General features: G+C 35.5%; 13 protein-coding genes and 4 pseudogenes. 2 read left to right on the top strand and 15 right to left on the bottom strand.

Annotated elements, in window-relative coordinates:
• The 7 genes and pseudogenes from AT575_RS10740 to AT575_RS01615 all read right to left on the bottom strand — a co-directional run.
• Positions 1 to 132 (bottom strand): annotated as a pseudogene (locus AT575_RS10740) (tagatose-bisphosphate aldolase); the annotation flags it as partial.
• Position 133: 1 nt separating this feature from the next.
• Positions 134 to 1,069, bottom strand: coding sequence for a tagatose-6-phosphate kinase (locus AT575_RS01640; RefSeq protein ID WP_102776869.1), 936 nt, complete (start codon positions 1,067 to 1,069; stop codon positions 134 to 136).
• Between the two features lie 8 nt (positions 1,070 to 1,077).
• Positions 1,078 to 1,593, bottom strand: coding sequence for a galactose-6-phosphate isomerase subunit LacB (gene lacB / locus AT575_RS01635; protein WP_102776868.1), 516 nt, complete (start codon positions 1,591 to 1,593; stop codon positions 1,078 to 1,080).
• 14 nt (positions 1,594 to 1,607) lie between these two features.
• Positions 1,608 to 2,033 (bottom strand): galactose-6-phosphate isomerase subunit LacA, encoded by a 426-nt coding sequence (gene lacA / locus AT575_RS01630; RefSeq protein ID WP_102776867.1) that lies wholly within the window; start codon positions 2,031 to 2,033, stop codon positions 1,608 to 1,610.
• Between the two features lie 157 nt (positions 2,034 to 2,190).
• Positions 2,191 to 3,639, bottom strand: coding sequence for a PTS galactitol transporter subunit IIC (locus AT575_RS01625; RefSeq protein ID WP_102776866.1), 1,449 nt, complete (start codon positions 3,637 to 3,639; stop codon positions 2,191 to 2,193).
• Between the two features lie 14 nt (positions 3,640 to 3,653).
• A complete protein-coding gene (locus tag AT575_RS01620) occupies positions 3,654 to 3,959 on the bottom strand; it encodes a PTS sugar transporter subunit IIB (protein WP_102776865.1) in 306 nt (101 codons plus the stop codon).
• Positions 3,952 to 4,424, bottom strand: a pseudogene (locus AT575_RS01615) (PTS sugar transporter subunit IIA). The gene AT575_RS01620 and the pseudogene AT575_RS01615 overlap by 8 nt, the downstream one beginning before the upstream one ends.
• Positions 4,425 to 4,646: 222 nt before the next feature.
• Here AT575_RS01615 and AT575_RS01610 point away from each other — a divergent pair.
• Positions 4,647 to 5,405, top strand: coding sequence for a DeoR/GlpR family DNA-binding transcription regulator (locus AT575_RS01610; protein ID WP_102776864.1), 759 nt, complete (start codon positions 4,647 to 4,649; stop codon positions 5,403 to 5,405).
• Between the two features lie 38 nt (positions 5,406 to 5,443).
• On the opposite strand, the gene AT575_RS01605 is transcribed toward AT575_RS01610, so the two are convergent.
• The 7 genes and pseudogenes from AT575_RS01605 to AT575_RS01575 form a co-directional block, all read right to left on the bottom strand.
• Positions 5,444 to 5,644, bottom strand: a complete 201-nt coding sequence (locus AT575_RS01605) for a heavy-metal-associated domain-containing protein (protein WP_102776863.1) — start codon at positions 5,642 to 5,644, stop codon at positions 5,444 to 5,446.
• Positions 5,645 to 5,655: 11 nt separating this feature from the next.
• Positions 5,656 to 7,886 (bottom strand): annotated as a pseudogene (locus tag AT575_RS01600) (heavy metal translocating P-type ATPase).
• Entirely contained in the window at positions 7,883 to 8,320 is a 438-nt protein-coding gene (locus AT575_RS01595; RefSeq protein ID WP_102776862.1) for a CopY/TcrY family copper transport repressor, read from the bottom strand. The pseudogene AT575_RS01600 and the gene AT575_RS01595 overlap by 4 nt, the downstream one beginning before the upstream one ends.
• Positions 8,321 to 8,523: 203 nt before the next feature.
• Complete coding sequence (locus tag AT575_RS01590) at positions 8,524 to 8,937, bottom strand: PTS sugar transporter subunit IIA (protein ID WP_102776861.1); 414 nt, start codon at positions 8,935 to 8,937, stop codon at positions 8,524 to 8,526.
• Between the two features lies 1 nt (position 8,938).
• A complete protein-coding gene (locus tag AT575_RS01585; RefSeq protein ID WP_102776860.1) occupies positions 8,939 to 9,757 on the bottom strand; it encodes a PTS system mannose/fructose/sorbose family transporter subunit IID in 819 nt (272 codons plus the stop codon).
• Positions 9,744 to 10,624, bottom strand: a pseudogene (locus AT575_RS01580) (PTS mannose/fructose/sorbose/N-acetylgalactosamine transporter subunit IIC). Before AT575_RS01580 ends, AT575_RS01585 begins: the two are co-directional and overlap by 14 nt.
• Positions 10,625 to 10,654: 30 nt before the next feature.
• Entirely contained in the window at positions 10,655 to 11,140 is a 486-nt protein-coding gene (locus tag AT575_RS01575) for a PTS sugar transporter subunit IIB (protein ID WP_102776859.1), read from the bottom strand.
• 151 nt (positions 11,141 to 11,291) lie between these two features.
• Between AT575_RS01575 and AT575_RS01570 the strand changes: the two genes are divergently transcribed.
• Entirely contained in the window at positions 11,292 to 12,011 is a 720-nt protein-coding gene (locus AT575_RS01570) for a GntR family transcriptional regulator (protein WP_102776858.1), read from the top strand.
• 24 nt (positions 12,012 to 12,035) lie between these two features.
• Here AT575_RS01570 and lacD read toward each other — a convergent pair.
• On the bottom strand, positions 12,036 to 13,005 hold a 970-nt coding region (gene lacD / locus AT575_RS01565), incomplete at its 5' end, for a tagatose-bisphosphate aldolase (protein WP_102776857.1).

The following is a 13,005-nucleotide window of genomic DNA, read 5'->3' as shown; positions in this document are numbered from 1 at the left end:
AGTTGGCTCTTCTGTTTGATGGCTTGCCATCATTCGTTTTAGGGCACCACGTTGATCAAATGCTAGGGCGGAGATTATGCCTTGACGACTGAGTTTTTCTAAATAAGCACGTTTATTTGGTGTTAATTTCATATTATACCTCTTCTACAATAATTTCATTGAAAATATCAAAATAGTGATCCATGTTGACATGACCTGTCAAAGCTTCTTGTGCGTTAAGTATGCCTAAGCTATTTGCTTTTTTTAATAAGGTGATGTCATCGTCTTTTTCAGAAAGCCCCCAAGCAATCCCAGCAACTGTTGAATCCCCGGAACCAACTGGATTTTTTACAGTAATTTTTGGAATCGAAACACGATAGAACTTGTCATAATGTTTCGCAAATGATCCCTTAGCTCCTAAAGATACGATTACCCACTCTACGCCATCAAAAATCTCTTCTCTCAAAACCTTCTTTAAAGCTAAATCTGTAGTGTCCACATTTTTATTTAGTAGCAACTCTAACTCTTCAATATTTGGTTTAATGACTGTAGGTTTCTCAGCTGAATCTAAAACTGCTAAAAGTGGAGCTCCTGAACAATCTAAAACAACTTTCTTTTGAAAGCTATTTGCTAATGAAATAATTTTTTGGTAATAATTATTATCCAATCCTTCTGGAAGGGAGCCAGAAATCGTTAATACATCATATTGACGACAAATAATTTGCATATGATACATGAAACCATCTGCTTCATCTTTGTCGACAAAAGGTCCACTTTCCAAAATTTCAGTTTGTAATCCTTCATGTAAAATGGCAATACAATTTCGAGTTTCACCTTTTATGTGATAAAATTGATTCTTTATAGCCTTTTGCTCAAGTTGGTCAATTAGATATTCACCTTGTCGACCGCCAATTAAGCCAGTGGCTACAACGTCTTCACCAACCTCAGATAAAACACGAGTCACGTTTAATCCTTTTCCACCGGCAGTTTTACTTGTCTTTGATACACGATTAACTGTGTCTAATTTAAAAGACTCATCTAAAGGATAAGAAATATCAATCGATGGATTAAGGGTTACTGTTAAAATCATACATCCTCCTAGTCGTGATATTCACCACGATCCCATTTTTCTAAAAACTCAGTAAAGAACTCTGGATCTTCTTGATTGGTGTTTGGATGGTCTAAATCGGCAATTTTTGCAATTAATTTTTTGTTTTCTTCAGTTTCTTTATATTCAGCATTAATAAATGCTTCAATGATATCACACATTAAAAGTTCACCAGTAATCTTACCACCAAAACCAATAACATTAGCATTCAATTCTTCTTTGGCATAAAGTGCTGAAGTCATATCGCGAACTAATGCTGAGCGGACACCTGCAACTTTGTTTACAGCATTATTAATACCCACCCCAGTACCACAGATGCAAACACCTAAGTCAGCTTGTCCACTAACAACTGCTTCACCAACTTTTTTACCATAAATAGGATAATGGGTTCTTGTGTTATCATATGTTCCAAAATCTAAGACTTCATAACCTTTAGATTTCAAAAAATCTGAGACTGCGATTTTTTCACTAGTAACGATATGGTCACAACCAATTGCAATTTTCATTTTATTTCTCCTTCTCAAGCCATTTTATTTAACATATCAACACGAATCTGATGACGACCACCATCATATTTTCCTGTTACAAAGCCTTTTGCAATGTTTTTAGCTAATAGTTGACCTACTATTTCAGAACCTATAGTAATAATTCGTGCATTGTTATGTCCCCTTGTCATATATGCAGATCTTTCATCAGAAACTTCAGCTGCTACCATTCCTTTGATTTTTGTTGCAACCATAAATGGACCTGCGCCATAGGCATCAATCATAATACCTAAATTTTCATCTGATCCCATTACTTCATTAGCAACGGCAAGTGTATTGTCTACAAAATCTTTATTTAGGTCAGTAACATCATTAATTTGATATCCTTCCTCAATTAAATATTCTTTAATAACTTCTTTCAATGCATTTCCATGTGCATCTGCTCCTAAAATAATTGTCATAACAAGCTCCTTTTTGTTTGTTTGTGTTTGTTTAAGTACATAATAAAACATAAAATTATCTTTGTCAATAATTTTGTGTTTATTTATGATTATTTTTGTTTATTTTCTGGTAAATTATAACACCAACAAAATGTGTCGGTGTTATAATTTGTTAAAATTAGTTTTGTTTTGCTAAATAAATCTCGTTCCGTTTTTTCATTTCTTTAGCATACCAAGCAAATAAACCTAGATATACTACTACGAAAATAATTAAACTAATAACCGCTGAAATTTGACCCGTTGTTGCTTGTCCGATAACATATCCAAAAATCTTTTCCATTGGTCCTTCCAATGTTGAATGGGTAATCAAAGAACCGGCTGGGGCTCCAGCTGGAAAGGCTCCTACTTTTTTAGCCAATTCAGTTGCGAAAGGTGCAATCATCGTTCCAGAAAGTAAGAATAATGGAAGTAATAGAGATCCAAAAGTAATCATTCGAATCAGTCTTCCTCTAGTCACTACTAATAATGCTGGTGTCATACCCATTGCAATGATTCCAGCAAGTGGAAGAATACCATTCCCTACTTTTGATAATAAGAGCGCTTCAACTAACATAATTGGAGCAAGAATATTAGCACAAGCCCAAATTTCAGCACGACCGGCGATAAATGGCCAGTCCAAACCAATATTAAATCGGCGACCACCCATTTTTGAGTTGGCAAAATTCGTAATACCTTGAGAAAGTGGTTCTACTGCAGCGATAAACCAAGAACCAATTAATGAGAAGAGTTCTAAGCAGGCACCTGCCGTAAAGCCTAGTTCAAACCAATGTTTGATTGATGAAATGGTAAAGTGTGGATCACCCATAATACCAATGACAAATCCAAGAATCATACCAATAAAGAATTTTGATCCCCAGAAACCAATTTTTTTATTTAATTTTGCGGCATCAAAGTCATACTTATCTAAGCCAGGAAAAACCCTATCAAAAATTTTATCAAGAACCATGATGATTGGGTTCATCATATAATTCATATGAGTAGAGGTCATTGGTGAATTTGATCCAGCACCAAGGAGATCATCGAAAGTTGGCTTCATCAAATCAGAATTGATTATTTTCAAAACACCAACTAGTACAACGGCGATTGTTGCAATTAGTACTGATAAAACAATTGGTAAATGATTTTTTCCTGCATACCACATAATCAAAAGACCAGTTATGGAAAGATGCCAAATATCAAAAATATCAACATCCAATGTATTTGTTTTATTTAAGATAATCATGACAATATTAACAATTAACATAATTAAAAGGAAATACAATGTGTAAGGTGATCCCCAAGTAATCGTTGCAAGAGGAGCCCAACCAACATCAATGATATTTAAACTAATACCAGTATTTTTAACAAAAGCCTGAAGTGATTCTGAAAATGCGCCTGTTAATATTCCAATAATAGCTCCAATCCCAGTCAAAGCAATTGCTAGTTTAATACCACCTTCGAGTGCCTTGCTAAATTTAACACCGAATGCCATCGCAAGTCCTGTCATGACAATCAGCATCACAACTCCTGAGCCCATGTTGATAAGTGGCGTGAGAGTATGGTTAATAATATCTAAAAATGATTGCATGTCATATCCCCTTATTAGCTCAAACCGTGTTCTTTAATCACACGTTCCAATTCGACAAATACTGGTTCACTCATTACTGGAATACGGTATAAGATTGGTCCTGCTTCAACAGTTGGGATTGGTAAAGTAAATCCCAAATCAGTCTTAGCAATTGGTGTGAAAATATCATATTTTGCAACCATTTCTTCAGTAATATCTTTCACCATAACAGCATCACAATGAACTGAGTAGCCTCGTTCTGTCATTTGTGTTTCGATTGCGTCTTTAATTTGGTGACTTGAATTTACACCCGCACCACATGCAGCCAAAATTTTAATCATTTGCAAGTACTCCTTTTTCTATTAAGAAATTTTTTATGTTTTCAAAATCATTGCCAAATTGATCCAACTTATCAATGTTACCTTTTTCAATAAAGAAAGTGATTAAATTTGATAGTATCTCTGTCTGACCATCATTCGCGAATTAACGATAAAAAAGAAATGACGGACAAAACAATCTTCACTTGGATCAATCATATGCTTGAAATTTAAAGGTTTCGTGTTCTTGACATAAATAACTCTATCTTTCAAACAATATTGTGTTTCTGTATGTGGAATTGCCGCATACAGAATATCACTACCATCTTTATAGTCAATCTTTAGTCCAGTAGGAAATTCTTCCTCACGAGCAAATAGCGCATCTTTATAATCAGAAGTAACAAACTTGTGATTCAGAAGATGATCTGCAACCATATCAAATAGTTCAAGTTGTGAATCCACATCTGTAAAGACGATATCTGTGTACATCTATTACCACCCTTCCTTTTATTCATAGACAAACCTGTCTGTTTTTGTTGAATCTTGTTTAGAAATCGTTTACAAAATGTATTATAGTATACCATCAAACAAAAATCAACGCTTTTTTAAATATTTTTGTTATTTTTTGTTTGTTATTGTTATTTATTGTATTTTTGGTTTCTTTATGCTATGATAAAAAAGAAGTTTTACTGTTTTAATAAGGAGAATACTATGTTAAAAAGAGAAAGACTCCTGAAAATTTTAGAAAAAGTTAATGCAAGCGGCATTATTACTGTAAATGAAATCATTAGAGATTTACAAGTTTCTGATATGACGGCACGTCGTGATTTAGATGAACTTGAAAAGTTAGGAAAATTAGTTCGCATTCATGGTGGTGCACAAAGCATTTCATTCCCTTCTAAAGTTGAAAAGTCTAATACTGAAAAATTATCTGTACAAACAAAAGAAAAAAAGGAAATTGCTGAAGCAGCTTCCTCTTTGGTAAACGATGGAGAAACCATTTTTATCGGACCAGGTACTACGCTAGAGTTCTTTGCAGAGAAATTGATCAACCGTCAGGTTCGCGTTATTACGAATAGTTTACCTGTCTTTTCTATTTTAAAAAATTCAACAAGCATTGATTTAATTCTCATTGGTGGAGAATATCGAGAAATCACTGGTGCCTTTGTTAGTAGTATTACAAACCAAACCATCTCAAGCCTTAAATTCTCTAAAGCATTTATCAGCTGTAATGCAATTAATGGTAATGATATAGCAACATATAATGAAGCTGAAGGTGTTATTCAAAAATTAGCGCTTGATAATGCTTTTGAAAAATTTGTTTTAGTAGATAGTCAAAAATTCGACAGTTATGATTTTTCTGTATTCTACCAATTAGAACAAATTAATCAGGTTATTACTGATACGACTATCGATTCAAAAGTTTTAGAAAACTATCGTAAATACACCGAAATTTCTGTAGCACAATAAAATCCCCACCCCTCGAATTGAGGGGCAGGGATTTTTTCTTATTTTTTTGTGATGCTGAACTTGGTTCCTTTGAGAGCTCGTTTTAATGAGAGCGTGAAGGGATTGCCTGTAATATGGGCTTCCTTACTTTCTAAATCAACTGTTACCTTCTCCACACCACGGACTGCACTCAACTTTTCTGTGACTGTTTTGACACATCCATCACATTTCATGCCTTCAACTTGATAAACTTTTTCCATGATTTTCTCCTTTATAGTTTTACTTTTTTTAATCGCAGAGCATTTAGAACGACTGATATCGAACTGAGACTCATGCTATTCCAGCCAACATAGGATTAAGCAGTGGCCCTCCAAATAAGTGAAGAATCCCCATAGCAACTGGAATCATGAGCACATTATAGAAAAATGCCCAGAATAAATTCTCTTTGATAATGTGGATGGTTTTGCGACTGAGTGACATTGCTGTTACCAAATCCAAGAGTTGCGGATGCATTAAGAGGATGTTTGCTGATTCAATGGCAATATCGGTTCCTGACCCTATAGCGATTCCTAAATCAGCACTTGCCAGCGCTGGGGCATCATTGATGCCATCACCAACCATGGCTACTAAACCTCCTTGCCCTTTTAAGCTTTCAATCATTTGGGCTTTCTGGTCTGGCATGACCTCAGCATAGACTTGGTCAATTCCTACTTGATCGGCTATGGCTTGAGCTGTTCTTTGGTTATCTCCTGTTAATAGGACTGTTTTAATACCTGCTTTATGCAGTTCTTGAATGGTTTTTCGGCTGTCAGGCTTAACCTGATCTTCAATCAATAACAAAGCTTTGAGCTCATTATTTTTAGCCAGATAGACAATGGTGGCCTGTTCAGGTAAAGCAGCAACTTTTTCTAATATCTCCTGGCTTAAAGGGATTTGATGGCCTTCCATTAAGGCTTTATTACCTACTAATAATTCTTGATTCTTAATTTTTCCTTCTAATCCCTGACCTGTAATGGTTTTAAAGTCTTGGACTGAGGTAAGAACCAGCTCTTCTGCCTTAGCTTTTTCCACAATAGCCTGACTGAGAGGATGCTCAGACATAGCTTCAAGAGACGCTACTTCAGCCAATAAATCTTTCTCTTTTGGATCTAGATTGATCATTTGGCTGACTTGTGGTTGGCCTTGGGTAATGGTGCCAGTTTTATCAAATACAATAGTTTTAACTGCTTGTAACTGTTCCAAGTCTTGTCCACTCTTAAAGAGAATTCCCAGCTCGGCTGCGCGACCAGAACCCACCATAATCGCTGTCGGTGTTGCCAGTCCAAGCGCACATGGACAGGCAATCACCAAAACAGCAATGGCTGTGCTCAAGGAGAAGGTCATCCCTTCCTTCATAACAAGTAGCCAGAAAAGCCAGGTTATTAGAGCCAAAACAATGACAATCGGCACGAAAATCCCCGAAACTTGGTCAGCAATCTTAGCAATAGGGGCTTTACTGGCCTGAGCATTTTCGACTAATTGAATGATTTGGGCTAAGAAAGTCTCTTCCTGACGCTTGGTCACTTCGAGGATTAGATTCCCCTGCCCATTAATGGTCCCTGTGTAAACAGACTCTCCTACTTTCTTCTCATTGGGAACACTTTCTCCCGTTAGCATAGACTCATCCACATAAGATTGACCACTTAAAACTTGGCCATCAATTGGAATTTTCTCACCGGGTTTGACCATAACTTGGTCTCCGAGTTTAACTTGACTGAGTTCAATTAATTCTTGCTGATCACCCCTGATAACCCTGACCTCATTTGGTTTCAAAGCCAGCAGCTTCTGAATGGCTTGAGACGTTCTACTCTTTGATTTATTTTCAAAAAAATTACCGAGCGTAATCAAGGTCAAAATGACAACGGCAGACTCAAAGTAAAGGCTGTGTTGATAGTGGGCCATGCCAGACAGAATTTGCTTGGTGGCAAAAAGGCTGTAGAGGAAAGCAAAGGTGGTCGCTAGGGCTACCAAGCTATCCATATTGGGATGTCCTTTAAAGAAGGATTTGAAGCCACTCTGGTAATAGGAACGGTTCAGATACAAAACTGGCAAGCTAAGGAACAGTTGGATAAGGGCGAAATTTTTGGGTGCCTGCATGGGACTGATGATAGCTGGTAAGGGAAGGCCTAACATGGATCCCATTGCTATATAGAGTAAGGGAATTGTGAATAGACTGGACCATAAGAATTGTTGCCAAAGTTTCTTACTTTTTTCATCTTGTCTAAGAAGTAGGTCTTGCTCAGAGTCTGGGTTGTACAAATGAGCTTGGTAACCTGCTTCACTAACAGCTTTAGTAATGTCGTCGCTAGTCAAGGCATTTTCTTGGTAGGTAACCCTTAACTTTTCTGTGGTTAGGTTAACATTTGCGGCTTCAGTTGCAGGTAACTTTTGAACAGCCTTTTCAACCGTTAAAGCGCATGTGGCACAAGTCATGCCATCAATCAAATAAACTTCTTCTTTCATGCTCCCCCCTCCTTTGGATGACACTGACATTGACCAGGGGCACAGTTACAAGGAACGACTTCTAATAGTGTACCCGCTCTCTCATTTAATAAATCTTGGAATGCTTGATGGTCTGAAGCTGTCATTGGAATTTTTGCTAACAAGTCTAACACTAATTTGGCGTGATCTTTTTGACAAATTTTCGCCAAATCAGACTTTACCATCATTTTTTGGTAAGCTTTTTGATCGACAAGAGCACTATAAATAAAAGCGCGGCCACTTTTTTGGCTAGTTAAAAAAGATTTATCAATCAGTCTTCCTATAAGTGTTTTAATGGTCGATGCTGACCATTGCTGTTGCTTTTGTAAAAGTGCTATAATTTCAGAACTCTTAATTTGACCATTAGCCCAGACAACTCGCATGACTTGCCATTCAGCATTGGAAATGGTTTGCATTCTTGATCCTTTCTAGCTTCATTTTAGAGGCTTGTTGAAATAGAGTGATAGGTGTTCATATCAATCTTTGTTTACGTTTGTAAATATATTATAAACGATTTGTTTACATTTGTAAATATACTTGCTTGGCTTTTTTCCACAAAAAAGAGAGCTTCATTTCGAAACTCTCTAATTATTCTTTTTTGAGATAATAAATTCAGACATTACATTTCATCCTCATCATCGTCAGAGTTTGCTTCAAGTAAGTCGTTTACTCGATGGATATTTTCTATAGCAAAACCTTTTATGTCAGTTTCTTCATTGAGCAATAATCCATTTAGAAATCCAATTGCCATAGGCATATTCATTCCAGCATAAAGTTCAAATTGGTAACCTTCCATGAGTAAACGTGAAGCAACGTTACATGGTGTACCACCCATTAAGTCAGCTAAAATCACATATTCAGCATTAATACTATTTATGACTTTAAGCAGTTTGTTTTTAAAAGATTCAGCATCTTCTGTTGGTTCAAGCCCTACTGTATAAATCGAATCCTGAGAACCCATAATCATTTCAGTTGATGCTTTTAATTCATGACAAAATTTTCCATGACTTATTAATATTAGGGATTTATTCATCTTAAACTCCTAGGATTTTGAAGTAAGACATCAGAATTGCAAAAATGATAATAATGAAAATTGCTTTAGTCGGTGTCATTCCTTTTCGACCTAGCAACCAGAAAACAGCAGCTGTAAAAATAGCTGGAACTAAGCGAGGGAAGATTGTGTTTAAGAGGTCTTGAATATTAATTTCTTTAGCACCAATTTTTGGTGCAGCAGTAAATTGGAAATTTATCATAGTTGCAATTAACGCACCTACCATGAAAACTCCCATAACTGATGCTGCGTCTACTAAAGAAGATAATTTGTCACGCATAGTGGTAACTAATTTTGTACCTTCTTTATAAGCTATTTCAAGTTGTTTCCAACGGAAAATATCAATAAGCATTTGAACACTGATCCACATTAAAATACCGATGATTCCTGACCAGACACCATCTTTTGCTAATCCCGCGGCAATAGAACCCATAATCGCAGGTATCAGTGATACAAAGACAGAATCTCCAATTGGAGCGAAAGGTCCCATTAAACCAGTTTTTACACCGTTTACAGCATCTTTTGAATTTGTGCCTTCGCTCTCTTCTAAAGCCAAATCAATACCAGTAATTATCGTATGAAAGAAGTTAGAGGTATTAAAGAACTGCGTATGTACCTTCATCATTTTCTTTAATTCTGGAGTGTTGTCTCCATAGATTTTCCGTAACTGTGGCAAAATCATATATAGATATCCAGAACCTTGCATACGTTCATAGTTCCAACCCCATTGAAAGGTAAATAGACTTCTTTTATTGATTTGTTTAAAATCTTCTTTCGTTAATTGATAATTAGATTTCGTCATCTTCAATTTCCCCACTTTCAGAAATTTCTACTTTTTGCTCAATAATTGGTGTTTTTTGACTATTTTTATAATGTAAAGTTGCTAAGAATCCGCCGATAATTGCAATACCAATCATTGGTAAACTCTTGAAAGGAGTTCCATCAAAATCTTTTGAAAGTCCAGTAACAGCAATACTTACATTTTGTAAATTAGTATAAATTATTGTCAACATAGCAGTTAATACAAATCCCAATCCTAAGTAATGGATATTTCTTTTTACTGGTAAATAGTGTAAAAGAATAGCAAAACCTAAACCTGGCAACATTTTTCCAGCTAGTGTTAATCCGTCAGCTAAAAATTGATAATGTTGAATACCTTCTACTAATGTTTGAACAAAGCCACCACCTAATGTAACAGCTAAAAATACAGGTAAAGCTCTAGACAAAGCCCAAGGTAGAGCTCCTAATAGGTAATTTCTTTCAATTGCCTTATAGTTATGATTTTCCACATGTGTATCAATTCTGTGCGCAAAATATGTTGTTGAGAACCGACCTAAAATATCAGTGTAAACCATTAAGGCTGCTACTGGTACAGCAATCGTTGATATTGCTATTTCCGGTTTAATGCCTTGAGAGACTGAAAATGCTGTTGCAATAACTGCTCCAGACGTTGCATCAATCCTTGAAGCCCCTCCAAAAGTCCCAACACCAAGAACCATCAATTGAAGACTACCTCCAATCCATAGACCGGTTTTTAAATCACCCATGATTAAGCCAGCCATAAATCCCGCAAAGACTGGAGACCCTGCTGAAGAAACAATTGTTAACTCATCTAAAATTTGATAGGCTGAATAAAGGTAAGTAATAGTATTTGCCACCATTGAATCATTTGAATTTCCTCCTAATTGTTATGTGATTCTTATCTTACTTTATCAAGCAATGGCATAAATGTTGCAGGTGAATCCCCTGGAACCATTTGTGCAATTAATTTTGTCCCGTTTTGAGCTATAGCATCAAAATCTTTAATATCCTCCTCAGTTACATTTATCGAACGTGTAACCGATTTTGTTTCAGGAGATTGAGACATATTACCTACATTTAATTTTTCAACGGCTACGCCATTTCTGATTAATTCAAGAAAGCGATCAGGTTTCTTAGCAACGATTAATAATCTTTGTGAATCGTAACGTCCTGCTAAAATATTACTTGCTGCTTTTTCAACTGTTAAGATTGATAATTTCACACCTGCTGGGGTAGCTAATTTCAAAGCGGTTTTTTCTAAATCATTGGTTACAATTTCATTATCAATAACCATAATTCTAGATATATTCAATTTTGTTGTCCATAAATTTGCGACTTGCCCATGAATGAGGCGTCCATCAATACGTGTTGCAATAATTGCCATAATATACTCCTAAATTAATATTTTACGATTAAGTAATCGCTTACAATTTGTAGAAAAATTAAAATCCCTTATATTAATAAATATCAATGAATTTTATAGTTAATTTCGATATAATTTAAATAAAAGCAGTTTATAGAAAAGGGATAAGTAAATGCAAGTTAGAAAGCCAAAATATCAAAGAATAAAAGAAGACCTCTACCATCTAATTCTTTCAAAGCATTATAAAAAAGGAGATTTATTTTTTACAGAGGCTGAACTTATGAATAAATATCAAGTAAGTTCCATTACTGTCAAGCATGCTTTGAAAGAACTTGAGAAAGATGGTTATATTATTCGTAAACGTGGTTTAGGTACTTTTATTAAAAAAACCAGTAAAGATAAAATAGTTGAATTTTCTTATTCAAACAATACTTCTAAGCATAAAGAAGAAATTCGTATTTTAAATTTAGAGAAAGGTAATGATCCTTATTACTTAAATCTACTTGGCCTCCATAAAACAGAATTTTATTTTATTTTGTCCCGTCAAAGATGGATTGATAAAAAACCGTATTTATTTCAAAAATCATATATTGCACATGACTTTATTTTAAATCCAGAAGTAGATTTATCTGCCTACACTTCAGTATATAGACGGTTTTTTGAAGATTTCAATATCCAAATGGCTGAACAACCCTTTTCCCAAAAAACAGATTTAACAGCTGAATATAATGAGGAAATAGCCCAATTTTTGGAATTAAACTTAAATCAACCTTATGTACGGCAACTAAAGTTAACGAAAGATAATCTCTCTGGGCGAATTTTAGAATATGCTGAAGTCTACAAAAATTGGAAATTTTTCAAATTTCAAATCAACTCTATTCACTTCGAGTAGCTATGCAAGCATAGCTGCTTTTTATCATTTATCTGTCCAAGGTGTCGCTGTTTGTTTTAGAACTCGGTTGAGTTCTTCAATATTTTTCAATCCTTCCGTCCGTAGCCATTGACGAGCTGCTTCTTCACCTTTTTTAATATAAACGGGTACTGAACCAGACCATGTGGCACGACCACAGAGTACACCATTAAATTTGGCTCCAGACTCTGCCGCAAAAACAAGTGTCTCTTGGAAAAGTTTCGCTGAAACACCAGCACTTAAATAAATATAAGGCAAGTGACTGGAAGCTTCTTGTTCTTTAAAGGCTTGGGCTGATTCTTCTTTACTTAGAAGAACTTCTCCTTCCGCAAATCCTTCTACATATGTCATATTTACCGGAACTTCTACTTTTAAAACATCAATTCCGAAACGGTCAGCTGAGAATACTCTCATTGCTTGGTTAACTTTATGAGCTTTAACTTTGGCAAATGCAATACTTGAATTGTCTGTGATATTTTCATCATAGGTTAGAATTTCTAAGAAAAATGGAATATCTTCAGCACGACATTCTGAACCAATGCGTTCAATATAAGCTTGTTTTTGGAGATTAACTTGAGCATCACCATCTACATCATAGTAGAGTAGGAATTTGACTGCATCTGCACCAGCTTCTTTGATCCGTTTTACTGACCACTCAACTAAACAGTCTGGTAAGCGGCTAGTCGTTGTAGCATCATAACCTGTTTTTTCATAGGCTAGTAAAAGTCCTGCTTCTTCGTCTTTTACTTTAATTGCTGGGATTCCATATTCTGGATCTAATAGAATTGAGGAAGCGTATGGTGTCAGTTCCTCAGATACCATTACTTTTAAAGTTTCCATTTGTTCAACAGTTGGCTCTTCTGTTTGATGGCTTGCCATCATTCGTTTTAGGGCACCACGTTGATCAAATGCTAGGGCGGAGATTATGCCTTGACGACTGAGTTTTTCTAAATAAGCACGTTTATTTGGTGTTAAT

It is taken from the genome of Streptococcus penaeicida (genome assembly GCF_002887775.1).
Classification (GTDB): Bacteria; Bacillota; Bacilli; order Lactobacillales; family Streptococcaceae; genus Streptococcus; species Streptococcus penaeicida.
Note: the sequence above shows the minus strand (reverse complement) of the source record. Positions and strands in the feature narration are given on the sequence as shown.

Bases quoted from the DNA above. Each gene is read 5' to 3' on its own strand.
- AT575_RS01640 (WP_102776869.1), bottom strand. From the start codon at position 1,069: ATGATTTTAACAGTAACCCTTAATCCATCGATTGATATTTCTTATCCT.
- lacB (WP_102776868.1), bottom strand. From the start codon at position 1,593: ATGAAAATTGCAATTGGTTGTGACCATATCGTTACTAGTGAAAAAATC.
- lacA (WP_102776867.1), bottom strand. From the start codon at position 2,033: ATGACAATTATTTTAGGAGCAGATGCACATGGAAATGCATTGAAAGAA.
- AT575_RS01625 (WP_102776866.1), bottom strand. From the start codon at position 3,639: ATGCAATCATTTTTAGATATTATTAACCATACTCTCACGCCACTTATC.
- AT575_RS01620 (WP_102776865.1), bottom strand. From the start codon at position 3,959: ATGATTAAAATTTTGGCTGCATGTGGTGCGGGTGTAAATTCAAGTCAC.
- AT575_RS01610 (WP_102776864.1), top strand. From the start codon at position 4,647: ATGTTAAAAAGAGAAAGACTCCTGAAAATTTTAGAAAAAGTTAATGCA.
- AT575_RS01605 (WP_102776863.1), bottom strand. From the start codon at position 5,644: ATGGAAAAAGTTTATCAAGTTGAAGGCATGAAATGTGATGGATGTGTC.
- AT575_RS01595 (WP_102776862.1), bottom strand. From the start codon at position 8,320: ATGCAAACCATTTCCAATGCTGAATGGCAAGTCATGCGAGTTGTCTGG.
- AT575_RS01590 (WP_102776861.1), bottom strand. From the start codon at position 8,937: ATGAATAAATCCCTAATATTAATAAGTCATGGAAAATTTTGTCATGAA.
- AT575_RS01585 (WP_102776860.1), bottom strand. From the start codon at position 9,757: ATGACGAAATCTAATTATCAATTAACGAAAGAAGATTTTAAACAAATC.
- AT575_RS01575 (WP_102776859.1), bottom strand. From the start codon at position 11,140: ATGGCAATTATTGCAACACGTATTGATGGACGCCTCATTCATGGGCAA.
- AT575_RS01570 (WP_102776858.1), top strand. From the start codon at position 11,292: ATGCAAGTTAGAAAGCCAAAATATCAAAGAATAAAAGAAGACCTCTAC.